This is a genomic window from Bacillus sp. ABP14, from assembly GCF_001831375.1.
In the GTDB taxonomy this organism is placed as follows: Bacteria; Bacillota; Bacilli; order Bacillales; family Bacillaceae_G; genus Bacillus_A; species Bacillus_A paranthracis.
On the sequence record NZ_CP017016.1, the window covers coordinates 201,389 to 224,616 of the forward strand.

Annotated in this window: 26 protein-coding genes; 18 read left to right on the plus strand and 8 right to left on the minus strand. The window is 34.6% G+C overall.

Features of this window, described 5'->3' with window-relative positions; translation table 11 throughout:
- Nucleotides 1-154: 154 nt before the first annotated feature.
- Both BGI23_RS01115 and BGI23_RS01125 read right to left on the minus strand, forming a co-directional pair.
- Nucleotides 155-256: a DUF3948 family protein gene (locus BGI23_RS01115; RefSeq protein ID WP_001060013.1), complete on the minus strand. Its 102-nt coding sequence runs from the start codon at nucleotides 254-256 to the stop codon at nucleotides 155-157.
- Nucleotides 257-511: 255 nt separating this feature from the next.
- Nucleotides 512-1,378 carry a LysR family transcriptional regulator gene (locus BGI23_RS01125; RefSeq protein WP_000423069.1) on the minus strand — a complete coding sequence of 289 codons (867 nt, stop codon included), beginning with the start codon at nucleotides 1,376-1,378 and terminating at the stop codon, nucleotides 512-514.
- 127 nt (nucleotides 1,379-1,505) lie between these two features.
- Here BGI23_RS01125 and BGI23_RS01130 point away from each other — a divergent pair, with 127 nt between their 5' ends.
- A complete protein-coding gene (locus tag BGI23_RS01130) occupies nucleotides 1,506-2,474 on the plus strand; it encodes a DMT family transporter (protein WP_070805085.1) in 969 nt (322 codons plus the stop codon).
- A 21-nt stretch (nucleotides 2,475-2,495) separates the two neighbouring features.
- Nucleotides 2,496-2,636: a YrzO family protein gene (locus tag BGI23_RS01135; RefSeq protein WP_000894070.1), complete on the plus strand. Its 141-nt coding sequence runs from the start codon at nucleotides 2,496-2,498 to the stop codon at nucleotides 2,634-2,636.
- A gap of 71 nt (nucleotides 2,637-2,707) precedes the next feature.
- Here BGI23_RS01135 and BGI23_RS01140 read toward each other — a convergent pair whose 3' ends face one another.
- Entirely contained in the window at nucleotides 2,708-2,803 is a 96-nt protein-coding gene (locus BGI23_RS01140) for a DUF3948 family protein (RefSeq protein WP_070805086.1), read from the minus strand.
- Between the two features lie 337 nt (nucleotides 2,804-3,140).
- Here BGI23_RS01140 and BGI23_RS01150 point away from each other — a divergent pair, with 337 nt between their 5' ends.
- Nucleotides 3,141-3,746: a lysophospholipid acyltransferase family protein gene (locus tag BGI23_RS01150; protein WP_070805087.1), complete on the plus strand. Its 606-nt coding sequence runs from the start codon at nucleotides 3,141-3,143 to the stop codon at nucleotides 3,744-3,746.
- Nucleotides 3,747-3,819: 73 nt separating this feature from the next.
- Here the strand turns inward: BGI23_RS01150 and BGI23_RS01155 are convergent, their stop codons facing one another.
- Nucleotides 3,820-3,915, minus strand: coding sequence for a DUF3948 family protein (locus BGI23_RS01155; RefSeq protein WP_001059999.1), 96 nt, complete (start codon nucleotides 3,913-3,915; stop codon nucleotides 3,820-3,822).
- A 305-nt stretch (nucleotides 3,916-4,220) separates the two neighbouring features.
- On the opposite strand from BGI23_RS01155, the gene BGI23_RS01165 reads away from it, so the two are divergent.
- The 6 genes from BGI23_RS01165 (at nucleotide 4,221) to BGI23_RS01195 (ending at nucleotide 10,538) form a co-directional block, all read left to right on the plus strand.
- On the plus strand, nucleotides 4,221-5,198 hold the full coding sequence (locus BGI23_RS01165) for a LacI family DNA-binding transcriptional regulator (RefSeq protein ID WP_070805088.1): 978 nt from the start codon (nucleotides 4,221-4,223) through the stop codon (nucleotides 5,196-5,198).
- Nucleotides 5,199-5,345: 147 nt separating this feature from the next.
- Nucleotides 5,346-5,675, plus strand: coding sequence for a PH domain-containing protein (locus tag BGI23_RS01170; protein ID WP_070805089.1), 330 nt, complete (start codon nucleotides 5,346-5,348; stop codon nucleotides 5,673-5,675).
- 118 nt (nucleotides 5,676-5,793) lie between these two features.
- Nucleotides 5,794-6,630 (plus strand): YitT family protein, encoded by an 837-nt coding sequence (locus BGI23_RS01175; RefSeq protein ID WP_044790585.1) that lies wholly within the window; start codon nucleotides 5,794-5,796, stop codon nucleotides 6,628-6,630.
- Nucleotides 6,631-6,769: 139 nt separating this feature from the next.
- Complete coding sequence (locus BGI23_RS01180) at nucleotides 6,770-7,126, plus strand: YxeA family protein (protein ID WP_000728417.1); 357 nt, start codon at nucleotides 6,770-6,772, stop codon at nucleotides 7,124-7,126.
- Between the two features lie 896 nt (nucleotides 7,127-8,022).
- Entirely contained in the window at nucleotides 8,023-8,820 is a 798-nt protein-coding gene (locus BGI23_RS01190; protein WP_070805090.1) for a TatD family hydrolase, read from the plus strand.
- Nucleotides 8,821-9,032: 212 nt separating this feature from the next.
- Complete coding sequence (locus BGI23_RS01195) at nucleotides 9,033-10,538, plus strand: DL-endopeptidase inhibitor IseA family protein (protein WP_070805091.1); 1,506 nt, start codon at nucleotides 9,033-9,035, stop codon at nucleotides 10,536-10,538.
- 35 nt (nucleotides 10,539-10,573) lie between these two features.
- Here the strand turns inward: BGI23_RS01195 and BGI23_RS01200 are convergent, their stop codons facing one another.
- Nucleotides 10,574-12,223, minus strand: a complete 1,650-nt coding sequence (locus BGI23_RS01200) for a DUF2334 domain-containing protein (RefSeq protein WP_000710540.1) — start codon at nucleotides 12,221-12,223, stop codon at nucleotides 10,574-10,576.
- Between the two features lie 250 nt (nucleotides 12,224-12,473).
- Here BGI23_RS01200 and BGI23_RS01205 point away from each other — a divergent pair, with 250 nt between their 5' ends.
- Nucleotides 12,474-13,007, plus strand: coding sequence for a transglycosylase SLT domain-containing protein (locus tag BGI23_RS01205; RefSeq protein ID WP_000713259.1), 534 nt, complete (start codon nucleotides 12,474-12,476; stop codon nucleotides 13,005-13,007).
- Between the two features lie 16 nt (nucleotides 13,008-13,023).
- On the opposite strand, the gene BGI23_RS01210 is transcribed toward BGI23_RS01205, so the two are convergent.
- Both BGI23_RS01210 and BGI23_RS28065 read right to left on the minus strand, forming a co-directional pair.
- The gene (locus tag BGI23_RS01210) at nucleotides 13,024-13,812 is read right to left on the minus strand and encodes a DUF4931 domain-containing protein (protein WP_000381049.1); all 789 of its coding nucleotides are present in this window, start codon (nucleotides 13,810-13,812) and stop codon (nucleotides 13,024-13,026) included.
- Nucleotides 13,813-13,946: 134 nt separating this feature from the next.
- The gene (locus tag BGI23_RS28065; RefSeq protein ID WP_000709145.1) at nucleotides 13,947-14,069 is read right to left on the minus strand and encodes a hypothetical protein; all 123 of its coding nucleotides are present in this window, start codon (nucleotides 14,067-14,069) and stop codon (nucleotides 13,947-13,949) included.
- Nucleotides 14,070-14,495: 426 nt separating this feature from the next.
- On the opposite strand from BGI23_RS28065, the gene BGI23_RS28235 reads away from it, so the two are divergent.
- Together BGI23_RS28235 and abc-f are read left to right on the plus strand one after the other, a co-directional pair.
- Complete coding sequence (locus BGI23_RS28235; RefSeq protein WP_000830642.1) at nucleotides 14,496-14,630, plus strand: RAxF-45 family protein; 135 nt, start codon at nucleotides 14,496-14,498, stop codon at nucleotides 14,628-14,630.
- Between the two features lie 124 nt (nucleotides 14,631-14,754).
- A complete protein-coding gene (gene abc-f / locus BGI23_RS01225) occupies nucleotides 14,755-16,635 on the plus strand; it encodes a ribosomal protection-like ABC-F family protein (RefSeq protein ID WP_070805092.1) in 1,881 nt (626 codons plus the stop codon).
- A 244-nt stretch (nucleotides 16,636-16,879) separates the two neighbouring features.
- Here abc-f and BGI23_RS01230 read toward each other — a convergent pair whose 3' ends face one another.
- Nucleotides 16,880-17,077, minus strand: a complete 198-nt coding sequence (locus BGI23_RS01230) for a hypothetical protein (protein ID WP_070805093.1) — start codon at nucleotides 17,075-17,077, stop codon at nucleotides 16,880-16,882.
- A gap of 98 nt (nucleotides 17,078-17,175) precedes the next feature.
- Here BGI23_RS01230 and BGI23_RS28885 point away from each other — a divergent pair, with 98 nt between their 5' ends.
- The 6 genes from BGI23_RS28885 (at nucleotide 17,176) to BGI23_RS01255 (ending at nucleotide 23,209) form a co-directional block, all read left to right on the plus strand.
- A complete protein-coding gene (locus BGI23_RS28885; protein ID WP_083322634.1) occupies nucleotides 17,176-17,295 on the plus strand; it encodes a peptide ABC transporter substrate-binding protein in 120 nt (39 codons plus the stop codon).
- A 237-nt stretch (nucleotides 17,296-17,532) separates the two neighbouring features.
- A complete protein-coding gene (locus BGI23_RS01235) occupies nucleotides 17,533-19,260 on the plus strand; it encodes an ABC transporter substrate-binding protein (protein ID WP_000730684.1) in 1,728 nt (575 codons plus the stop codon).
- Between the two features lie 103 nt (nucleotides 19,261-19,363).
- Nucleotides 19,364-20,320 (plus strand): ABC transporter permease, encoded by a 957-nt coding sequence (locus BGI23_RS01240; protein ID WP_000860750.1) that lies wholly within the window; start codon nucleotides 19,364-19,366, stop codon nucleotides 20,318-20,320.
- Between the two features lie 12 nt (nucleotides 20,321-20,332).
- On the plus strand, nucleotides 20,333-21,256 hold the full coding sequence (gene opp4C, locus BGI23_RS01245; protein ID WP_070805094.1) for an oligopeptide ABC transporter permease: 924 nt from the start codon (nucleotides 20,333-20,335) through the stop codon (nucleotides 21,254-21,256).
- Nucleotides 21,257-21,266: 10 nt separating this feature from the next.
- Nucleotides 21,267-22,247, plus strand: coding sequence for an ABC transporter ATP-binding protein (locus BGI23_RS01250; protein ID WP_070805095.1), 981 nt, complete (start codon nucleotides 21,267-21,269; stop codon nucleotides 22,245-22,247).
- Complete coding sequence (locus BGI23_RS01255; protein WP_001294511.1) at nucleotides 22,244-23,209, plus strand: ABC transporter ATP-binding protein; 966 nt, start codon at nucleotides 22,244-22,246, stop codon at nucleotides 23,207-23,209. Before BGI23_RS01250 ends, BGI23_RS01255 begins: the two co-directional genes overlap by 4 nt.
- Nucleotides 23,210-23,228: the final 19 nt, after the last annotated feature.

Sequence of the window (23,228 nt, forward strand, 5' to 3'; positions counted from 1 at the left end):
ATCGGACTTTAATGGGCAGCCCGACCCCACCTAACTTCTTTGCTTTCGCTGAAGGGGATCTTACTGCCCATTAAAGCGGGACAAACTAAAAAGCTGCTTGTCTATAAGACGAGCAGCTTTTTCTATATATAAAGGGGTTTGGGGAAACAAAGTGTTAAACAAGACCTTGAGCAAGTGTGTAAATGAAAGCTGTAAGAAGAGTCGCTCCACTTGCAAGTCCGAAGAAATCTGATTTGTTAAATGTAATGTTGTTCATTATAATCTCTCCTTATTTGTTTAATGTAGTTGCAACGGCTTTTGCATCGACAAGTGCGGATAGCACCATGCCCATTGTATTTAAAAATTTGTTTGATTTCATTTTGTTCATCATGCGTATCCGCTCCTTTTCGAATTGTTGTTGCCCTGCTTTATATCTTAATTATAGGAAATATGATCGCCTGCAACTATCGAATTAGCTTACGGAAGACTTACACTTTTGTAAGAAAAAAAGACATTCGTGTAAGAATGTCTTTTAAAGCATATTAATGTGGTGGTGCTCTTCGATTGTTTTTAAAAAGCTACGCATTGAATTTGTCATATAGCTATCCTTGCGGCGTATGAAAACCGTTGAAATACTGCCGTATTTTTCAGGGATTGCATGACAATGTACTTTCCCTGCTTTAGAAAGGTGGTGGACAGCAGACTGTGGTACGAGCGTAATTCCAAGGCCGAGTGCAACACTGTTTAATATAGTCTCTAATATATTAAATTCCATAATTCTTTTTGGTAGCAAACCTTCGTCTTTCAGCCATCGTTCTAGTTTGGAACGGTATCCACAACCTTGGTTAAAAACGAGTAGAGGCGTTGTTGTAAATTCTTCTATATGAAAAGCTTTATTTTGTGTTACAAGCATTAATTTCTCTGTACTAACATCATATTGTTCAATAAGGGGATGTTTTATTGGCCCTGATATAAAAGCGCCATCTAGTTGATGATCGAGTACTTCTCTAATTAATTCTTCTGTTAGACCTGCTTGTAATGATAAATCGACGTTCGGATAGCTTTTATAGTAAGAAGATAAAATGGTAGGTAATGTACTTACTGTTTCGACAGTACCGATTTTTAATATGCCAGAGGGTGTTTCGCTATCTAAAAATACTTGTTTTAGCTCCTCAACATCTTGCAAAATTTTATTAACATAAACGAGCATTTTTCTTCCTTCAGCTGTTAAAGTCATGCCTCGTTTATGACGATAAAAGAGCGGTGTTTTCAGCTCGTTCTCCAGTTGTTTAATACGCGTTGTTACATTTGATTGTACGTAATTTAATTCCTTTGCTGCACTACTTACACTACCTTGTTCGGCAACGCTCTGGAAGATTTGTAAATCTCTTAATTCCATAATACGATCCTCCTTGATGTTAACTATCATTATAAATGATAGTTAACATCATTTTGAATCATTTTACGTGATATATTTTTTCTTTTACAATTCTCTTTGTGCAAATAGAAAGAAGTGGGGGATTGCGGTGAGAAAAGGTCAAATGATAATAGGCGCTTTAGCGTGTTTAATTGCAAGTATGTCATGGGGAGCAATGTTTCCAGTTGCTGATCATGCGTTAGAATACATAGATCCATTTTACTTTTCGCTTATTCGCTATGGAGCGGTGGCGATAATGCTGATTGTATTGTTGTTAATGAAAGAAGGAAAACAGGCATTTCGTTTAGAAGGAAGAGGAAAGCTGCTCGTCTTTTTCGGAACGATGGCGTTTACTGTATATAATGTACTTGTATTTTTAGGTCAAATGTTAATGGGAAAATCAGGTGTGATGGTAGCTTCCATTATGGAAGCACTTATGCCGATGATTTCTATTTGTATTTTATGGGGATATAAGCATGTAAAACCGAAAAAATATATGATAACGAGCATGATTATCGCTTTTGTAGGGGCTGTATTTGTTATTACAAAGGGCGACATGAGTTTCTTTTTAACATTGAAAGATAACATGTTTTCACTAGCATGTATATTTGTTGGAGTTGTAGGTTGGGTTATTTATACGATGGGTGGTCAAACGTGTAGCGATTGGTCGACATTACGTTACTCTACGTTGACGTGTGTATTCGGTACGACCGTTACAGGAATTATAACGGTACTTATTACGTCGCTTGGATATGTTTCAGTTCCGAGTATGGGAACGATTTCTGTCGTGAAATATGATTTGTTATTTATGATGACATTACCGGGAATTGTAGCATTACTTGCTTGGAATTACGGTGTGAAGATTTTATCATCGATTAATGGGATTTTGTTTATTAACTTTGTGCCTATTACGACTTTAATGATTATGATGATGCAAGGATATCAAATAACGATGTTTGATATTATAGGAACTTTACTTGTTATCGCAGCGCTTATTCGCAATAACGTTTGTCAGAGAAAAGAAGAAAATATAAGTAAGAAGATTTTACAAGAAGAGCAATTACGCCAAGCTGTTTAATAGCCAATTGGAGGATTTCATATGTTAGAAAGTTTATTGTTTTTCTTTGCCGTTGGAGTTGCTTGTGAGCTTGCAGCAATTAATCGGAATGGTCGTAAAAAGATAAAACAACAAGCTGAAATGATACAGCTTTTAAAAGAGTTGAAAGAAAGAAACATGTAAAAAGACGACCGGGCATAGACGGTCGTCTTTTCTATTACTATTTATAAATAAAGGGGAAAGGGGACACAAAGTTATACAAGCGTAGCAGCGTAAATAAAAGTAGTAAGAAGAAGAGAGCCGCTAGCTAATCCTAAAAAATCTAATTTGTTAAAAGTGATATTGTTCATCATGCATTCTCCTTACTTGTTTAATGTAGAAGCAACAGCTTTTGCATCGATAAGAGCGGAAAATACCATGCCCATTGTATTTAAAAGATTGTTCGTTTTCAGCTTGTTCATCATATTGATCCGCTCCTTTTCGAATAATTGTTGCCCTGTTTCTGACTTAATTGTATGAAATATCGCAAGAAGTAACTATCGAATTAGCTTACAAGAAAATTACACTTTTGTAAGAATTGAAAATTAACAATTAATACTCATTTTTATTACCAACTCCTATAACTTAGTGTTATAATTAAGGTAAGAAAATGACTATACTTCGGATGTTCAGAAAGGAACGAAACCAATGTATAAACCAATTACATTTTTGTTGAAATATATATTTAAAACAGCTGGGAAAGTAGAAGTGCAAGGAAGAGAAAAGCTACCAGAAGGTGGTCCGTATGTTGTTGCTTGTACACATACAAGTTTTATGGATGTATTAATGTTAGCTACAGGGATGTACCCAACAGAGATTCATTACATGGCCAAAAAAGAATTATTTGAAGGGAAATTCAAAAATTGGTTCTTTAAAAATGTAAATGCATTCCCTGTAGATCGTGCAAATCCAGGACCGAGTACACTTAAAATTCCATCACGCTTATTAAAAGAAGGAAAAGTGGTAGGGATTTTCCCGAGTGGAACGAGATCGACAGAAGACGTTTCGTTAAAAGCTGGTGCTGTGACAATTGCGATGCGTTCTAACGTTCCATTAATACCGGCAGCTTATATTGGTCCATCAAGTGTAAAAGAATTAATAAAAGGGAAAAAGGCACAATTGATTTTTGGAGACCCAATTCAAATTGATGCTGAAGAACAAATAGATCGAAAAACAGCTATGAAAATGATGACAGATCAATTAAATGAGAAGTTTGAGGAGCTAAAGGTAGCTTTGCAATCAAATCAAAAGTAAGAAAAGACGACCGGGCATAGACGGTCGTCTTTTCTATTACTATTTATAAATAAAGGGGAAAGGGGACACAAAGTTATACAAGCGTAGCGGCGTAAATAAAAGCAGTAAGAAGAATCGAGCCACTAGCTAGTCCTAAGAAATCTAATTTGTTGAAAGTGATGTTATTCATCATACATTCTCCTTACTTGTTTAATGTAGAAGCAACAGCTTTAGCATCGATTAGAGCGGAAAATACCATGCCCATTGTATTTAAAAAATTGTTTGATTTCATTTTGTTCATCATATAAATCCGCTCCTTTTCGAATAATTGTTGCCCTGTTTCTGACTTAATTGTATGAAAAAAAGAAGGGGGTAACTATCGAATTAGCTTACAGGAAAATTACACTTTTGTAAGAAAAACGAATGAAGGTGTAATGATGAGAAGGTTTGACATATGTTCATGGGATTTATTAATTTAAAAGTAGAGGTGAGTGTATGGCTAATATTAAAGATATTGCAAAGATGGCGGGAGTTTCAGTTACGACTGTTTCAAGAGTATTAAATGATCATCCGTATGTAAGTGAAGAAAAAAGGAAAGCGGTTATAGAGATAGTTGAGAAGTTGAATTACTCACAAAACGCAAATGCCGTTCATTTATCAAAAGGGAAAACGAATATTGTTGGTGTAATTTTACCGTATATTAATCATCCATGTTTTGATGCGATGGTGGGCGGGATGATGGAGGTGGCGTTAGCTCATAATTACAGAGTGCTACTTTGCCAAACAAATTATAATAAAAAAGAAGAAATGAAAAGTTTACATATGTTAAAAACAAAACAATTGGATGGTCTTATTATTTGTTCTCGTGCGAATGAATGGGAAACGATAGAGCCATATGCTTCCTATGGAACAATTGTTGCTTGTGAAGATAATGATATTTCAAATACCTCAAGTGTATATACGAATCATTCAGCAGCTTTTCAATTAGGAATGGATTATTTGATTGAGAAAGGTTATAAAAAAATTGGTTATTGCACGGGAAGAAAGTTAGGACCGAGTAGTCAAAAACGTTTTGATGTGTATAAACAGCAATTGCAATCTATAGATGAAGAAGTGAATGAAGAGTGGATTTTTACAGAATGTTTTACGTTAGAAGATGGTGTGAAAGTGGCTCATAAATTAAAGGAAATGCAGCATCTTCCTGAAGCATTAATAGTAGCAGGAGATGAGGTTGCAATTGGGGTTATGACGGAAGCTGAAAAATTAGGTATTCAAGTTCCTGAGGATTTAGCGATTATTGGCTTTGATAATCAACCTATCTCGCAAGTGTTACAACTTACAACTATTGATCAAAATTTAAAGGAAATAGGTAAAAAAGCCTTTGAAATGTTTTATCGGCAAACAAATGATGAAAGTTCTAAACAAGAAAAGGTAGAAATTCCATATGAACTTGTGGAGCGATCTACAGTGTAGTTTTAATCCGTTATGTGTATAAGTGCATAACGGATTATTTTTTGAAATACCTTTGACAGGAAACGCGTTTCATACTTTATAAAGGGGTTAAACCGGTTTGTAACAATCCATGGATTCTTTTCAAAAATAGTATTTGGAGGGAAATGCATGAATGAACTTTTATTAAGTATAAAAAAGTTTTTAGGAAATGACGAAAATGTTTTAGCCTTTGTGGTGGGGGTTTTTGAGAAGGATCATTTTACGTTATGTTATCAACATGGGATTTTTGTTGCGACTACTAGACGTCTCCTGTTTTACGGGAAATTTCCGTACTATCCTTCAACATGTAAAGAGTACTCATATTTGTATATAGATAGCATAGTTTTTCGCCCGTATTTCGAATTTATTTGTAATCATGAAACCATCCGAGCTAAGTATATTCAGAAGGGGAATGTGGAGCAATTTGTCCGTATAGTTAGAGCGAATGTGAATAATTAATCACCCCTCTGTTTAAACATAATATCCTGGTCTTTATGAGGAAAAATGCTGAATAAAAACAACTTCTAAACCTCTAGGAGATAGTGATACAATGTCAAATGGGGGGAGGGTATGAACTATGGTTAATCAACGTATAAAGGAAATAACACTAATTACAATTGGTTCATTATTATTCGCAATTGGTATTAATTACTTTGCAATTCCAAACCGTCTATCAGAGGGTGGAATTATTGGTTTAACGGTTGTTACGTACTATTTATTTGATTGGTCGCCGGGGATTGTGAATTTTGCTATAAATGCAATTTTACTAGCTGTTGGTTATAAATTTTTTGATAAGAAAACGATGGTTTATACAATTTTAGGGATTGTAGAAACATCTTTGTTTTTATATGTTACGGAACATATTGAGTATCATGTAAATAGTGATACGTTATTAGCGGCACTATTTGCTGGTGTATTTGTCGGTATCGGATTAGGCTGTATGTTCAAAGCTGGAGGTACATCAGGGGGATCGGCAATTTTAGCACGGTTAGCAAATCAATATTTAGGTTGGAGTGTCGGAAAAGGTGTACTTATTATTGATATCGTTGTAATTGCTGGTTCTGTATTTATAATAGGGCAAGAAAAAGCGATGTACACACTTGTTGCAGTATTCATCGGAGCGAAAGTAATTGATTTCATTGTAGAAGGAATGGACACAAAAACGGCTGTTACAATTATTTCAAATCAACCAGAGTTAATACGTGAGGCTATTACGAAAAACATGACACGCGGCGTTACTGTATTAGAAGGGCGCGGCGGATATACTGGTAAAAATAAAGAAGTTTTATATGTTGTTATTAATAAACAAGAGCTTGTTAAGTTAAAGCAAGTTATTAGTCGAGTAGATGAAGATGCTTTCGTCGTTATCCATGATGTACGTGATGTACTTGGCGGAGGCTTTAAAGCGAGCTAAAAGGTGAACGAGTAAATTCGTTCACCTTTTTTTAATTCTTACAAAAATGTAAGTGTAATGTAATGAGATTCAATAGTAGATTGTATTCCTTCTTTTTAAAATGGATGTATATATATCCTGCAGAGGAGGAATGTTTATTATGAAGAAAAAAATGATCACTACTATAATAGCGATGATAGTCATAGTAATAATGTTACTACCTACGAAACTTGGACCGGTTATCGATAAATATAATCCATTTTATAAGACGAAAGAATACTATACGGTTGTGAATACAATTGGTCAGCATATTGGCGATGAGTGGTATGAATATGAATTTATTGCATTTGACGAACGTGGAAGAGAACAAAAAATAAAGAAGACTGTTAAGCATATGTTAAAGAGAGATGAAACATTAAAGGTGTATGCAAAAGGACGTTACGGCGAGGCAATTGAAGAAATTGAAGCGATAAATATTCCTATTAATGCAAAGAGTAAACTTTTAGCGATGAGATAGCGAATTATACCCCCACCTATTTTTTGTCGAAAATAAAAATACTAGGTAGGGGTATTTTGGTGTATGCAAAAAAAGCCTTATTCCATATGGACTAAGGCTTTTTTTAATATATAAAGGGGAAGGGGGTACATTGTAGTAGCATGAGTGAAAGGGATAAGAAGAATAGCTACTAGCAATGTAATTTGGTTATGTGAGTGTTCTTCTTATTTGGCTTACTTGCTAACCTTATTGTACGAGATGTAGGTGAGGGAAACTATCGAATTACATTACACATAGCTTACAAACATGTAAGTCTTCTGTAATGTAATTCGATGGTTAAAAGATAGTGAATTTTATATAGTGTAATTAGAAAGTCTCACTGTATTACTTTCTGTTTGTAATATGAATGAAGAATGAAAAACCAACTACTTTTTAATAGCCTCATCTGTATGGAGATGAGGCCCTTTTTATCCCGCCTTAATGGGCAGTAAGACCCCCACCTCAAAATTCAGCGAAAGCAAAGAAGTTAGGTGGGGGATCAACTGCCCATAAAAGTCCGATTGGTTCAACTAATAATCAGTGGGGGATGAAGAACCCCCCACTGATTAAAGTTTCACTTTATAAACCTTACAACATTGTAAGGTTTACGTAAGTTAATTCGATAGTAAATTTGTCATATTTTTTGCATAATAGATACAAATAGATAAAAATAATTAGGGATATAGTAAGAAGGGAGAAGAATGGGATGCGTAAAGAAGAAGTAGTGAAGTTTCCAATTAAAGATTTCTGTAGCTACTTTACTGTTGCCGTAGTATGTATTGGGTTATTTGATATCATAACAAACTTAATTGTTAAATAATATAGATGACAAAACAAGAAGGGAGATCCTTTCTTGTTTTTTTTATGGGGGAATAAAGGTGAAGTGGATTGATAGTCATATACATGTTGACCAATATAAGGATGAAGAGAAAAGTAAATTACTTAAAGATGTGGAGCATAGTAAAGAGATAAAGGGGCTTATTGCAGTATCTATGAATTATCAATCATGTAAAGAAACTTTATCTTTAGCAAAACTATATCCTTTTGTACATCCAGCAATAGGTTTTCATCCGGAGCAACCGATTCATAAAGAAGAATGTGAGCAAATTTATAAATTAATTGAAGAGCATGTAGATGATATAGTTGCGATTGGTGAAGTTGGCTTACCGTATTATTTAAGAAAAGAAGATGAGCGCATTGCTATCAATTCGTATATATCAGTGTTACAACGGTTTGTTGAACTAGCTAGTAAATATGATTTACCAATTATATTGCATGCAGTGTATGAAGATGCTGATATTGTATGTGATTTATTGGAGAAATATAAAGTTCCACGTGCACATTTTCATTGGTTTAAAGGAAGTGAAACAACAATGAAACGTATGATGAGGAACGGTTATTATATTTCTATTACACCAGATGTTTTACATAAGGAGAAGATTAGAAAAATTGTTTCGTATTATCCTCTTGAATATATGATGGTAGAAACGGATGGACCGTGGGAATTTCAAGACGATGTTATGACGCATCCGAGAATGATTCGAGAGGTATTAAAGGAAATTAGTGTTATAAAAAACATGTCTGTTGATAAGGTTATGAAAACGATATATGAAAATACGATTCAATTTTACCCCGCATTAACGGGCAGTAAGACTTCCAACTCAAAATTTGACTAATGCGGAGGAATTAGGTGGGAGATCAACTGCCCGTAAAGCCCGATTGGTTCAACTAATAACCAGTGGGGGATGGACAAAACCCCACTAATTAAAGTTTCACTTTATTTGAAAGGATAGGAGCGTTACTCTTATCCTTTTTATTATGGATATTTTTTCTAATATTTTCTATAATTTATGATGTGTTTAATTTGATGAAGGAAGTTGGGAAGAAAATGGGGAGAGCATATAAAAAAATAGCTATTACAATGATGATCGGTACACTTTCACTTGCAGCGTTTGGATGTGAAGCAGAAAAAAAGACTATCAATTCAAACGTAACACAAGAAAATAAAGAAGAACAAATTGATCCAGTAGTTGAAAAACAGATGAAAGAAAATGAGAAAAATGGCAATACGGTTGGAAACAGTTCTAATAAAGGGAAGATGGCAGAGAGTGATGGATGGGTTTACTATGCAGTAAATGGTAATAAAAATACAGGAGGCATTTATCGTACGAAAGATCAATTTCAGACTTCGGAACGTGTAGTGGAAGGTGTAAATGCTTCTTACATAAATATAAAAAACAAGGTTTTATATTTTATTCATACGGATGAAGATAAGAATGCGGGATTATCTTCTTTAATGAAGTATGATATATCTAACAAAAAGCTAGACACGTTAAAAGCGGATATAAATTATGTTTATATAAAAGATCAAACTTTATTTTATCCGAAAAAATATTCTGAGCATGGTGGTTTTGATATTGTAGGGATTGTAAAGATGGATTTGAAAACGGGACAGGAAGAAGAAGCAGCATTTAAAAATTCTGGTTGGTCTCAAACGATAGATGATAGTATTCTACATTGGAATAAAAATCGTGGAACACAAGTTACAAAAGATAATAAAACTTGGTCAAAAGAAAATTATGCAACAATATCTAGTGCTACATATGATAATGAAAAATTATATGCTGTTGTCGACTTTTCGTTACCTTTTGAAACAAATGAAGCTGAGCATGGCATATATGAAATAGACGTTCAACAAAATAATGAAAAGTTATTGGTAAAGGATGCCTTGCAGATGAATGTGAAAGGGGACACTTTTTATTATATAAAAAAGGATGGAGTATATAAGAAGAGAATGAATGGAGGAAAGGAAAAAGTAATTTATAATAAAGCGGTTGAACCAACTAAATCTTATTTATATTTTGTAGCAGGAGATATGTACCTCTATACGGATAATGGAACTATCATGAATTTGGATACAAAGAAATCAAATGAAGTAAAAGATAAGAAGCTAGCAGATAACGTTATGTTACAGAAAGTATGGAATGCACAGAAGGAACTGACTAATGTTCAAATGGCTGCACTAACAGGAAACCCAAAACGAGTAGGGGATTTTTCATACGGGGAATTAGTGAACCCTATTTATAATACGAAGGATAATTTAGAGACTACGCTATCTACGTATTTCTCAAAATCATTTATAGCAGAGTATATGAAGAGTAAGTATGTGAAAGAGTTAAATGGAAAAATGCACTATGCTATTGGAGATCCAGGGTCAAAAGCAGCAACTAAATTTACAAAAATTATTTCTGCCGAGTTAAAGGATGGAAAAATAAAAGCGCAGGTAGAAACGTATAATGACTATGATAATGTAACGGAAAAAGTGGAAGTTGAATTTATTTATGAACATAATCAATGGGTTATTAATAATATGCCGCGTTTTGGTTTAAGTTAAAAAAACCACCAAGAATTTTGCTTGGTGGTTTTGTATTAGGATTCTAATTTTTTTGCACGTCTTAATAACAATAGAAAGACAATGATGAAGAAACCAAGTATAAGGAAGAATCCATATTGTTTTACATAATCCATTACGTCGCTTGCGCTTGTTGGTTTTTCAACGTGAATGCCATCTTTATTAGTAGTAATATGAATATCCTTCATTTTCACTTCATTTGTTTCTTTTTGTAAATCAATCCATTCTATATTTGGAATACTTTCTAGATCCTTTAGTACTTCTTTTAATGGTTTCACACCTAAGTAAGGATGATAGAATGCACCGATAATGCCGTCAGATAGTTTTGCAACAGATACAGCACGTTCTTTCATTTTAGCGATAGCATGTGGCTTATCTTCTTCAATAAATCCAACTGTTTCAGGCATTAGTTTCATGCCATGTAAAAAGGATGGGGTACTTGTATAAAATGGTGAGTGCATGGATTTCCAAGTTGTATCACTTAGCTGTAGTTGTCCTACATAAGTTGAAAAGTACCTTGATAATATTTCATATCCTTTTTGAGACATCGTGTAATGAGGTGCTTCAAATGCGACAGGATATAATTTGGCATCTACAAGTTCTTGAATGCCTTTTTCAATATGATCAGTTGTATATTTTTCTTCAAATTCTTCCCCTTTTTTTACGTATGCATTATAGGCATCTATAGTAGGGAAATCATCTTTTGTTTTTGGTTTTTCATGCTTTGGTTGACGAATTGGCTGGTCTGTTTTTACGTCCCAAAATTCAAAACCTTCACCAGTTTCACTATCATAAAATTGGTGGGTATAACCATGCATAATAATTGCTGCACCATCATCTTGCATAGAGCGTAAAAGATCGACTAGTTCTGGTTTATCTTTTAAATGTAGTGTTTTACCTGTTTCCGGATCCGTATATACAGGTATAACAGTGATCATGTATGGCATCTTTTTCTCTTTTAGTAATTCAGCAATTTCTTTTAATTGATTTATATCTGCGGCTGGATGAACGTCTTCAAGACGTAAATAAGCTTCTACTTTATTTGTCGTTGGTTTTTGTCCAAAGTAAGAAAATAGCATTTCACCGACGTAATGAGAGATCCAGTCAAAGAGATTTGGTGTTGCAACGTAGTAAGATGTTTCATGTTGAACGATTAGTGGGTTCTTGTTATTTGAGCTTAAAGCGTTAGCAAGAACAGTTCCGTTTGTATCAAAAGATTGAATCAAACGTTCTTCTTCTAGAGTGTTTTTTAATTTATTACTTGGATATTCGATTTTATTAGTTCGTATATCATTATCCTTTAGGGTAATGAATGAAAAACGATTAGATAATTGTTCAACATTTTGCCCTAAAACTAATACTGGGCCTGAGAAATTTTCTATAAGTTGTTTTGCTTCAGTAGGAAACTCTTCTTTTTGTTCACCGATATAGACAATATGTGTATAAGAAGATGAATTAGTAATTTCATGAGCTTTGTTTAAACTTTTCGTAGTTATATCGTTTGTAAAATGTCCTAATTGAGTGTTAAGAATTTGAATATTATTTGTAATTTTATCTTCTTTTGTACTATATAAAACAAGTACTTTTGGTTTTGATGATGTTTGTGCAGAGATGTGGATAGGGATAAGAAGTAAAATACTGAACAAGAGTATTATGCACTTTTTCATTTGGTCTGCTCCTATTCTATATGTAGAGTTCAATTTACAATTATATACAAGAAATACGTTGTAGTCTATGAAAGTTACATTTTTGCACGTATTTACCAGCTGTTTTTTCACAAAATCGGTCTAAAGCATGATGATAATATGTATAGTTATTTGCTATGATAAAAGAGTAAGAGAATGATAGAATGTGGGTAATTGTAAAGGGAAGAAGGCTGAAAGGGGACAAATTTCAGCGGAGAAAGAGGTAGAGGTAGTGAAGAAATTCTTTGTAGGATTTTTAGTTGTTCTTGGGGTGTACTTATATTTCCAAGGAAAGTCTGAAGGAATGGGCAAATTAGTAAATGAGACAAGCTATGTTGACTCAGAAGAAGCAAAACAGATGAAACAAATTATTATAGAGGAAGCAAAGAAAGTCAATCTTCCAGAATGGATACCTCTTACAATTGCCGAACATGAAAGCCGTTTAAATCCAAGAAGTGTTGGAGATAACGGAACTTCATTCGGATTGTTTCAATTGCATCGCGGTGGTGGACTTGCGCCGGATCATTTAACGGATGATGAGCTAAAAGATCCACGTACAAACGCGCAAATTGCAATGCCGCATTTAATGAAAGGATATAAGCGCGGGGTGCAAAAAGGTTTGACGGATTTTGCATTACTAAAATATATAGCAAATACATCTGGGTGGCCAGGGAATTTAGGGCCAGAGTGGACGGATAATAATATGAAGTATAACATCGGATTAGAAGATGTGTACTATCGAAATAAAGGTGTAATTAAAGAGTAGGTTTTTGATACCTACTCTATTTTTTGTGGATAATCGCGTCGTTTTGTTTTGTGAAATATGCTGCTAGTTGTATTTTCACGTTTTCTAGTTTGGTGGAAACTTGCGGTATTTTATATCCTACATACAATGGTGAAACGACAAACCTAGGAACAACTTTACAAATGATTTTTCCGTTTAAGTAATAGAAGAATAAGTTATAACTACTACATCCTTTATGGAAATCTGTCAGTATGTAACGTACAGTTTGCTGAATATAAGTTGCTAGTTCATCTATGCATCCAATATCTTCAATAATGATATTAAATTCAGTAAAACCGATAATAGGACGATCTGAGATATTGAGTTCAATGTGTTCGTTCTTTTGTACAATTACGCCTTGGAAGTTGTCGTGTTCTACGTTATCGAGGTAGTTTACATATTTCATTCCAATAATCTGCATGTGTGCATGATGCAAACTTCCACCTGAGAATGGACCATGATTTTTGTATAAAATTACAGATGTGAATTCTTCATTCTTCTGTAAATCTAACCAATGTTTAATGGAGAAACGGATTAACGATCGCATATGTTCTTCTGTATATGTCGCAATATGATCTTCACAATTATCTGTTTCGATTAACACCGTTTGAAATGTATCTTTTAATGTAGGAAATTTGTTTTTTAGCCAAATAATTGAGCCTTCAGTTGCTAAAATATCCGTTAAATTTTCTCTGTCACAAAAAGGACATGCAGCGCTTCTATTCCGGATGCTTTCTGGTTTTTGTTTGCCGATATCGTTTAAAAAGTATAGTTGTTGTGTATCCATTTGTATATATGCCCCTTTAAAATATGTGTAAAAATCCCGCTTAATATATTCGGGAAAAGGAGAAGAAAATCCTTTAAAGGGAATATAAAAAATAAAAGACAAGATATCCTCATTAAGATAGGGTACCTTGTCTTTTATTTTTTCTTTAATAATGTGTATGGATAATATAAATCGTTTTTATTATGCTTCTTTTTTCTATTTTTTATTGTGTATAAGGCAATTGCTGTACTTGCGATGACAATAATGGCTTTCTTCATATTCGTTTACCCCTTTTTTATTGTTGGTTTAATTCTTGGCTAACTGCTTTTGCATCAACTAGGGCGTGTAAAATCATTTTTACCATGTTCATCATATTCTTTCACTCCTTTTTATAGTTCATTTAGTTCTTTTACAACTGCTTGTCCGTTCACTAATACCTCAAAGATTGCTTTTACGATTTCTTTCATCATGATTGTTTCCTCCTTTTGTTGTCTCTCTTGTTTACATCTTTATTGTATAGGGAGGCATCTTTTCGTACTATCGCTTTCCATTACGTGAACATAACAGTTTTGTAAGATTTGATGTCACTTATCGAAATGTTTAGTCTATCTTCATTATTTTCAGAAAAATGACTATTCAAACATGAAATGGGAAAGTATAATAAAGAAGTAAGTATTAAATTCCGTACGAAAGAGGTGAATGAGATGAAACGTTCTTTAGCTGCACGTGCCAAATTTTTAGATTTTATCTATTTTTGTCGTGCGATTTTTCATGATGTAGTTGTTAACGGGATACGTCTGTCCTTTTTTAACAATTGCATAGTAGCTATAGAACGATAGAGATCTCTTCACCCATTTTTAATAAACGTGTGAAAAGGGAGCTATTTAGCTTCCTTTTTCTATGCCGAAAACCATGGGGAATGTTTCTTTCCCATGGTTTTTTATATTGAAAGGAGTACGGAAAATGACAATTTGTAGTGTAAATAATGTAACGAAATCTTTTGGTGGAAACATCATATTTGAAAATATATCGCTTGAAATAAAGAATGGTGAACGTGTTGGATTAGTTGGTCGTAACGGTAGCGGGAAGACAACAATCTTTCAGCTTTTAACTGGAATGGAAAGTTTGGATGCAGGGGCCATTCATATGAAGAAAGGTACACGTATTGGTCATGTGGCACAAATTCCGAAATTTGATGAGAGTATGACTGTATATGAAGTATTGAGTTCCGCTTTTAAAATAGAAAAGGAATTAGAAAGAGAAATGCGTACTTTAGAAAAAGATATGGCGGAAGAACAGGAATCTTCTGTTTTACAAAAATTAATGGAAAGATACGGAATCATCCAAGAAAAGTTTGCGTTTCTTGGTGGTTATGAAATCGAAGCGAACATTATGAAGGTAGCAAATGGTTTACAGGTGACAGAACTATTCCCACGATCATTTGTGGAGATAAGTGGTGGGGAACAAACAAAAGTAAGCCTTGCATACATGTTGTTGCAGAAACCAGATTTACTTTTATTAGATGAACCAACCAATCATTTAGATTTATTTGCAGTCGAATGGTTAGAGCAATTTTTAAAAGAATATAACGGAACAGTTATGGTGATTTCACATGATCGCTATTTCCTTGATGAAGTTGTAACGAAGATCTTTGATTTAGAAGATGGAGAGATTCACGTGTATCATACAAACTATTCTCGGTTTGTTGAAGAGAAGGAAGAAAGGTTGCTTCAGGAGTTTCAGGCTTATCAAGAACAGCAAAAGAAAATAAAGAAAATGAAAGAAGCAATTAAGCGACTACGTGAATGGGCAAATCAGGCGAATCCTCCGAATGAAGGATTGCATAAGAGAGCGAGAAGTATGGAACGTGCACTGGAACGTATGGAAAAACTAAAGAAACCTATTTTAGAACGAAAACAAATGGGACTTCAGTTTGAAGGGCAAGAGAGAAGTGGAAAAGATGTTGTTGTAATGAAAGAAGTGAGTAAAGGGTTTGCGGAACATCTTTTATTTAACGAAGCAAACTTACATGTTCGTTTTCAAGAGCGTGCAGCTATCGTTGGTCGTAATGGTACAGGAAAGACAACGCTATTAAAGTTATTATTAGAAGAAATAGAACCAGACGCTGGAGAAATTCGAATTGGAAGTAGTGTGAAAATCGGTTATTTATCCCAGCATGCGTACGGAAATATGAAGAGTAACGTATTGGAGGCTTTCAGGGAATGTGTAGCTGTAACAGAGGGAGAAGCGAGACATATATTAGCTAAGTTTTTATTTTATGGTCCAGCGGTGTTTAAGAAAGTAACGCAACTGAGCGGTGGAGAAAAAATGAGGTTAAGACTTGCACAACTTATGTATCAAGATATCAATTTTTTAATTTTAGATGAGCCGACAAATCATCTCGACATTGAATCAAGAGAAGTTTTAGAGGAAGCTCTTGAACAATATAATGGAACGATTTTAGCTGTTTCACATGATCGTTATTTTTTAAATAAGTTATTTGAAAAGACGTATTGGATTGATGAGCGTAAATTATTTGAGTTTGCAGGGAACTATGCATGGGCGCGTCAAAAGTGGGAGGAAAAGCTCGAGACGCAAGTGATAAAGCAGCAACGCCAAGGAAGAAAAAGTATGGAAACAGTCCCTGTAAAAAAGAAAGAAGTTAGGAATATTGAGGAAATTGAAACCGAGTTAATGCATGTTGAAGAAGATATATATACGCTTGAGTGTAAGATGGAACAAGTAGTTGATGTTGAAATGCTTGAACAATTGTATGAAGAAAAAACGAAGAAAGAGTTATTACGAGCGGAGTTATATAATGAGTTAGAGAATATTGTGGAGTGAAAAATAAAAAGCGAATCCCTTTCAGTTTTACTGAAGGGATTCGCTTTTTTATACTGCTGTTTTGCTTTAAGAGATAAATAAAAGTTGTGTTTCACGTGAAACAGTAAATTTGATAAATCTTTGTTTCGTAACTTGCATAGATTGTGAAACATAAATCGTATTAGGAGCTTTTTAGAGCGGTTAATTATTTCCCGAGACATAAGTATGTGTAACGGCAAAGCATGATTGAAAACAAAAAACAGAGTTACAGCTTTACACGCTGAACTCTGTTTTCTTTTTGTTTGGTATCTTCTCTTGTTGAAATGATAATAGCTATCCCGAGCATCATAAAAAAAGCTAAAAAGAGGACGAACTTTGGGAAGAACGGGAATAGTAATAGCGCCCCAACTATCATAATTGTTAATAATACGTAGTGAAGGACGTATTGGAATAGGTTGTCCATGTTTTCGCCCCCTTTTTGGTAATTGGTTATTAGTATTCTATGTTTCATACGGAACGAATAGAAGTGAATTTTTAATTTTTTATATGAATTAAAAGGGAATGATTGACATGTTTAATAGCAAGGTTGTTTCTGCACATAATGCGCGCATTCAAGGATTGCAAGAAGATAACTATAACGGTATCTTGCTAAGATTGCCTAAATTGAAGATAGAACAATAATTTTTAAAAATTCTCAAAATATTTATTTAGAAAGAATTGACAAAACATAACGAACGATATAAGCTAATAACCATAAAGTCTACCGGAAAGGTCGGAATAGGATTGTTACCCCTCAAAAACATCTATTTTTTTACGATTAAAACCGACTTTTCCGATTGGCTATAAATGTGCTGTGGGAGGCATACATAAGCTAATAAGTTCAAAGGGTATAACTATTAAAAAGTTAGGGTGGGGACAATGAAAAAAAAGACAAAAAAATGGGCTGGTGTATTTTCGGTATTACTGAGTAGTTCGCTTGTGTTATCTGCTTGTGGGGGACAGGAAGATACGGCTTCTACAGAACCGGTTAAACAGCAGGATTTAAAAAATATAAAAGTTGAAAAAATTGCGGCTACAGATAAGACGAAAGTACCTGATAAGGCGAAAAATAGAAAAGATACGTTTATTTCTGGTATCTCAAAGCCGGGGGGAGTTTTCCTACCTTACTTTCAAGAGAACGGTTGGGATGGCAATGTGACATCGGTTATTTTCGCCTCTCTTGTTACAACAGATAAACAAGGGAAACCTATACCAGATCTTGCCGAGAAATGGGATGTCTCTTCAGACCAATTAACATATACATTTCATTTACGCAAAGACTTGAAATTTAGTGATGGATCGCCATTAACTGCTGACGATGTAGCATTTACATTATCACTTCTACATGATAAAGCTTATGAAGGTGGCGATGATATTTCACAATATGCAATTAAAGGTGGTAAGGAATATAAAGAAGGAAAAGCGACGTCTATTGAAGGAATTCAAGTTGTTGATCCACAAACAATTAAAGTTACGACTGAAAAAGTTAACTCACAAGCGCTAATTGCTTTAGGTGGTCCAGTATTATCAAAAGCTTATTATGGAAAAGAATATAAGCAAAATACTAGTTTAGATTATTTAAAAGAGTTATATGGGAAACCGATAGCTGCGGGACCATATAAGTTTGAAAAATATATCCCAGGACAGGAAGTTCGTTTTACAGCAAATGAAAATTATTATGCAGGTAAACCAAAAATTCAAAACTTTATTTATAAGATTACTTCACCAGATACAAAATTCCAATTATTCCAAACAGGTGAGATAGATTATACAGGAGTAGGTTACGGGGATGAAATTTTAGAACAAGTGAAGAGTTTGCAGTTTGCAAATGTTGAAATAGAGACGGCTTCTTCATTTAGTTATATAAGAATGAATAGTAAAAAACCGTATTTAAAAGATAAGAAAGTTCGTCAAGCTCTTATTTATGGTTTGGATCGTAAAAAATATGTAGATACAGCTTTCAAAGGATACGGTACAGTAGCTAATGTTCCAATTCATCCAACATCTTGGGCTTATACAGAAGAGGGGATTAATAAGTACGAATATAACTTAGATAAGGCGAAGAAATTATTAGATGAAGCTGGATGGAAAGCTGGTTCAGACGGAATTCGTGAAAAAGATGGTCAAAAGCTTAAATTAACGTATTATGGTGCAAGTTCAGCAAAAGACGGTGATTTGTTTATTCCGATAGCAAAAGAGAACTATAAAGAATTAGGTGTTGAGTTCAATCCTGAATTTATGGATTTCAATACGATGCTGTCAAAAGTGAAAAAAGGCGATTATGATTTAGCTTCAGTTGCAACACCAATTACAACAGACCCAAGTGAAACTGTAAGTGGTTACTCCTCAGAAGGTGATGATAATACTTTAGGTTATAAAAATGAAAAAGTAGATGCATTAATTAAAAAAGGAATTGAAACTGTAGATATTGAGAAACGTAAACCGATTTACAAAGAACTGTATAAAGAACTAAGTGATGATCCACCAGTAATTTTATTAAATTATCGTAGAGTCATCACAGCTTACAATGGAAACATTAAAGGAATTGATCCTGAGAAGTATGACAGTATTAGTTCAAACTCACCAGTATTATCTATTGAAAAATAACGAGAAGAATGTATAAGTAGAAGACATTTTTTCATTCGGCTAGTAATAGGCTGATTCGAAAAAATGTTCTTCTATTTTAAGCATAAGATTGGAGAGAAAAAGGGTGAAAACGTATATCGTTCGTAGGTTGTTACAAATGATTCCTACACTTTTGGGAACGTCAGTTGTTATTTTCTTCCTGTTTGCACTTCTTCCAGGTGATTATATTGATTCGAATCCTAAGATTACACCGCAAAGGGCGGAAGAGCTTCGGGAATTGTACGGATTAAATAAGCCAATTGTTGAACGCTATTTTCACTGGCTAGGTAATGCGTTACAAGGAGACTTTGGTTTTTCGCTTCAATATCAAGAACCTGTAACATCACTATTAAATAAATTTATTTGGAACTCTTTTATTGTAGCAATTGTTGCATTGTTTTTTATTTGGCTAATCGCACTTATTATCGGTGTATTTTCAGCGACGAAGCAACATTCTTTATTTGATAAGCTTGTAACAATTGGTATCTTTGCAGCAATGTCATTTCCTTCATTTTTTATAGGTCTGTTTCTAATTAAGGTGTTCGCAGTAGATCTTAATTTATTGCCAATAGGTGGAATGATTGATGTTGGTAGTAATTCAACTGGATTCGCTTATGTGATAGAAGTTGCAAAGCATATGGTTTTACCGGTATTTATTTTGACTCTTCTTGGTGTGGGCTCATTAACTCGCTACTTTAGAACGAGTATGTTAGAGGTTGTAAGACAAGATTACATACGAACGGCACGAGCAAAAGGGTTAAAAGAGAAGACTGTTATTTATAAACATGCATTAAAAAACGCCATTTTACCGGCTATTACATTGCTTGCGTTTGAGTTGCCTGGATTGTTTTCTGGAGCGATTATTATTGAACAAATTTTTAACTGGCCAGGGATTGGCGGTATTCAATTGGAAGCACTAAATTTCCGTGATTATACAGTATTGATGGCATTTACGATGTTTCTTTCTTGTTTAACAATCGTTTCAAACTTTTTCGCAGATATCGTATATGCAGTTGTTGATCCGCGAATTCGGTTGAAGTAAGGGGGGAATGAGATGGAAACTGTTACAGTAATTAAAGAGAAGAAAGAAAAAAATAGAAGAAAAAATGAATCATCGCCATGGCGACAAGCTCTTAAAAAGATAAAAAGAAATAAGATGGCGCTCGTAGGATTGTATGCATTAATTTTTATGTTTATATTTTGTTTTATCGGTCCGTTCTTTTCGCCGTATGCATCAGGAAAAATACAAGTTACGTTAATTAACAAACCACCTAGTTTTTCTCATTGGCTCGGTACAGATCAATTGGGAAGAGATATTTTAACGAGGCTTATGCAAGCAGGACGAATCTCATTAACGATTGGCCTAGCTTCTATGGTTTTATCAGTGATATTAGGAGCTATATTAGGGGCTATTGCAGGATTTTATCGCGGCATCGTTGATAATATTATTATGCGTCTTGCCGATATTTTAATGTCGATGCCAGGATTACCGTTACTTATTATAATGGGAGCGATTTTATCAGAGTGGAAAGTACCATCTGATTATCGTCTATATGTCATTATGATTATTTTAAGTTTAGTAGGTTGGCCGGGGCTTGCGCGTCTTGTAAGAGGTCAAATTTTATCACTTAGAGAGCAAGCGTTTATGCAAGCTGCTGATGTGTTAGGGATAAAAGATTACCGGAAAATTATCTATCACTTAATTCCTAATGTTTTACCAATATTAATTGTTGTATCCACATTAGGCGTTGCAGGTTCTATTTTAGGAGAGTCCGCACTAAGCTACTTAGGTCTCGGCGTTGTCCCACCTACACCTTCATGGGGGAATATGATTAGCGCAGCGAACTCATTAATTGATTTTCAAAAGCGTCCGTGGTTATGGATTCCGCCTGGTTTTGCAATCTTTATAACAGTTGTATCCATTAATTTACTTGGTGATGCACTTCGTGATGCGTTAGATCCAAAGATGAGACGGTAGGTGAGGGAATATGAGTAAAGCGGTAGTAGAGTTGAAAGACTTACAAACACACTTTCAGACAGAAGAAGGAACAGTAAAAGCTGTGAATCATGTTAGTTTTACAGTTCGAGAAGGTGAAACTGTTTGTGTTGTAGGTGAATCTGGTTGCGGGAAAAGTGTAACGGCTTTATCTATTATGGGACTTATTGCTGAATCAGGCAGTGTAGTAGGTGGAGATATTTTATATGAAGGAAAAAGTCTTTTAGGAATGAAAGAGAAAGAGCTTCGTAGTTTACGAGGGAATGATATTGCGATGATTTTCCAAGAACCGATGACATCGCTAAATCCAGTCTTTACTGTAGGGGAACAAATTGTAGAGACGTTAAGGGAGCATGAACTGCTTAGTAAAAATGAAGCATATAAGAAGGCGATTGAGTTAATTCGTAAAGTCGGTATAGCTCGTGCGGATGAAATCGTCCATTCTTATCCACACGAACTAAGTGGTGGTATGTTACAACGTATTATGATTGCTGTTGCACTTAGTTGTAATCCGAAGTTATTAATTGCGGATGAACCGACAACGGCTCTTGATGTTACAATTCAGGCTCAAATATTGGATCTATTAAGACAAGTGAAAGAAGAATTTAAAACATCGATTTTATTAATTACACATGACTTAGGTGTCGTAGCAGAAATGGCGGATTACGTTGTCGTTATGTATGGCGGGGAAGTTATTGAAGAAGCACCAGTACTAGAAATATTCCAAAATCCGAAGCACCCGTATACGAAAGGTTTGTTGAAATCAAAACCAGTGATGGGTAAACGAATAGATAAACTATATTCTATTCCAGGGCAAGTTCCTAATTTAGTTGGTTTGGATGAGTTTTGCTACTTTAGTGGTCGTTGCGAGCATTGTATGGAAATATGTAAAGAAGAAGTGCCAAGTTTGAATCTACATGATGAGAATCATAAAGTTGCTTGCTGGTTATATGAGGAGCGTGCGGAACAATGAGTGAACCATTATTAGAAGTAAAGAACTTAAAAACATATTTTCCAATTAAAGGCGGCATATTTAGTAGAACGGTTGGACATGTAAAAGCAGTTGATGGAGTAAGTTTTACTATTAATAAAGGTGAAGTATTCGGCCTCGTTGGTGAATCGGGAAGCGGAAAAACGACGATAGGAAAAACAATTTTACGTCTCGTTCAAAAAACGGAAGGGGAAGTGAAGTTTAAAGGGCAAGATGTTCACTCTTTATCTAAGGAAGAATTGAGAAAACATCGTCCTAATATGCAACTTGTTTTCCAAGATCCATTTAGCTCATTAAATCCGAGAATGAGAATTGGGGAAGCGCTTGGTGAGCCGATGTTAGCTCACGGATTAGCGACGAAAGAAAATGTTCGTGAGAAGGTGACAGAAGTATTAGAGTTATGTGGCTTAGCTCCATATCATATCGATCGGTACCCTCATGAGTTTTCTGGTGGACAACGTCAACGTATCGTTATCGCAAGAGCTATGGTATTAAATCCAGAATTTATTGTAGCTGACGAACCTGTGGCAGCACTAGATGTATCTATTCAAGCGCAAATCATTAATTTATTTAGTGAGTTACAGGAGAAAAAGGGCCTATCATATTTATTCATTTCACATGATTTAAGCGTAGTAGAGCATTTATGTACGAAGATTGGAATTATGTATTTAGGAACGATTGTGGAAACAGCGCCACGTGATGAGTTATTTATAAATCCGCTTCATCCGTATACAAAAGCATTGTTATCCGCTGTGCCAATACCAGATCCAACAGTGAAGCGAGAGCGAATTATATTAGAGGGTGATATTCCAAGTCCAGCGAACCCACCTTCAGGTTGTCGCTTTCATACACGCTGCCCGTTTGCAACAGATATTTGTAAACAAACGGTACCTGAATTTCGTAATGTTGGTGAGGAGCATTTTGTTGCTTGTCATCATGTATAAAAGAAAAGGACTCTTTCAA

Excerpts from the sequence above, each read along its gene's own strand:
- BGI23_RS01125 (WP_000423069.1), bottom strand. The coding sequence starts at position 1,378 with ATGGAATTAAGAGATTTACAAATCTTCCAGAGCGTTGCCGAACAAGGT.
- BGI23_RS01180 (WP_000728417.1), top strand. The coding sequence starts at position 6,770 with ATGAAGAAAAAAATGATCACTACTATAATAGCGATGATAGTCATAGTA.
- opp4C (WP_070805094.1), top strand. The coding sequence starts at position 20,333 with ATGGAAACTGTTACAGTAATTAAAGAGAAGAAAGAAAAAAATAGAAGA.
- BGI23_RS01230 (WP_070805093.1), bottom strand. The coding sequence starts at position 17,077 with ATGGACAACCTATTCCAATACGTCCTTCACTACGTATTATTAACAATT.
- BGI23_RS28235 (WP_000830642.1), top strand. The coding sequence starts at position 14,496 with ATGAAACGTTCTTTAGCTGCACGTGCCAAATTTTTAGATTTTATCTAT.
- BGI23_RS28885 (WP_083322634.1), top strand. The coding sequence starts at position 17,176 with ATGATTGACATGTTTAATAGCAAGGTTGTTTCTGCACATAATGCGCGC.
- BGI23_RS01255 (WP_001294511.1), top strand. The coding sequence starts at position 22,244 with ATGAGTGAACCATTATTAGAAGTAAAGAACTTAAAAACATATTTTCCA.
- BGI23_RS01150 (WP_070805087.1), top strand. The coding sequence starts at position 3,141 with ATGTATAAACCAATTACATTTTTGTTGAAATATATATTTAAAACAGCT.
- BGI23_RS01175 (WP_044790585.1), top strand. The coding sequence starts at position 5,794 with ATGGTTAATCAACGTATAAAGGAAATAACACTAATTACAATTGGTTCA.
- BGI23_RS01135 (WP_000894070.1), top strand. The coding sequence starts at position 2,496 with ATGTTAGAAAGTTTATTGTTTTTCTTTGCCGTTGGAGTTGCTTGTGAG.
- BGI23_RS28065 (WP_000709145.1), bottom strand. The coding sequence starts at position 14,069 with ATGAAGAAAGCCATTATTGTCATCGCAAGTACAGCAATTGCCTTATAC.
- BGI23_RS01235 (WP_000730684.1), top strand. The coding sequence starts at position 17,533 with ATGAAAAAAAAGACAAAAAAATGGGCTGGTGTATTTTCGGTATTACTG.
- BGI23_RS01140 (WP_070805086.1), bottom strand. The coding sequence starts at position 2,803 with ATGAACAATATCACTTTTAACAAATTAGATTTTTTAGGATTAGCTAGC.
- BGI23_RS01200 (WP_000710540.1), bottom strand. The coding sequence starts at position 12,223 with ATGAAAAAGTGCATAATACTCTTGTTCAGTATTTTACTTCTTATCCCT.
- BGI23_RS01170 (WP_070805089.1), top strand. The coding sequence starts at position 5,346 with ATGAATGAACTTTTATTAAGTATAAAAAAGTTTTTAGGAAATGACGAA.
- BGI23_RS01115 (WP_001060013.1), bottom strand. The coding sequence starts at position 256 with ATGAACAACATTACATTTAACAAATCAGATTTCTTCGGACTTGCAAGT.
- BGI23_RS01250 (WP_070805095.1), top strand. The coding sequence starts at position 21,267 with ATGAGTAAAGCGGTAGTAGAGTTGAAAGACTTACAAACACACTTTCAG.
- BGI23_RS01155 (WP_001059999.1), bottom strand. The coding sequence starts at position 3,915 with ATGAATAACATCACTTTCAACAAATTAGATTTCTTAGGACTAGCTAGT.
- BGI23_RS01165 (WP_070805088.1), top strand. The coding sequence starts at position 4,221 with ATGGCTAATATTAAAGATATTGCAAAGATGGCGGGAGTTTCAGTTACG.
- BGI23_RS01210 (WP_000381049.1), bottom strand. The coding sequence starts at position 13,812 with ATGGATACACAACAACTATACTTTTTAAACGATATCGGCAAACAAAAA.
- BGI23_RS01195 (WP_070805091.1), top strand. The coding sequence starts at position 9,033 with ATGGGGAGAGCATATAAAAAAATAGCTATTACAATGATGATCGGTACA.
- abc-f (WP_070805092.1), top strand. The coding sequence starts at position 14,755 with ATGACAATTTGTAGTGTAAATAATGTAACGAAATCTTTTGGTGGAAAC.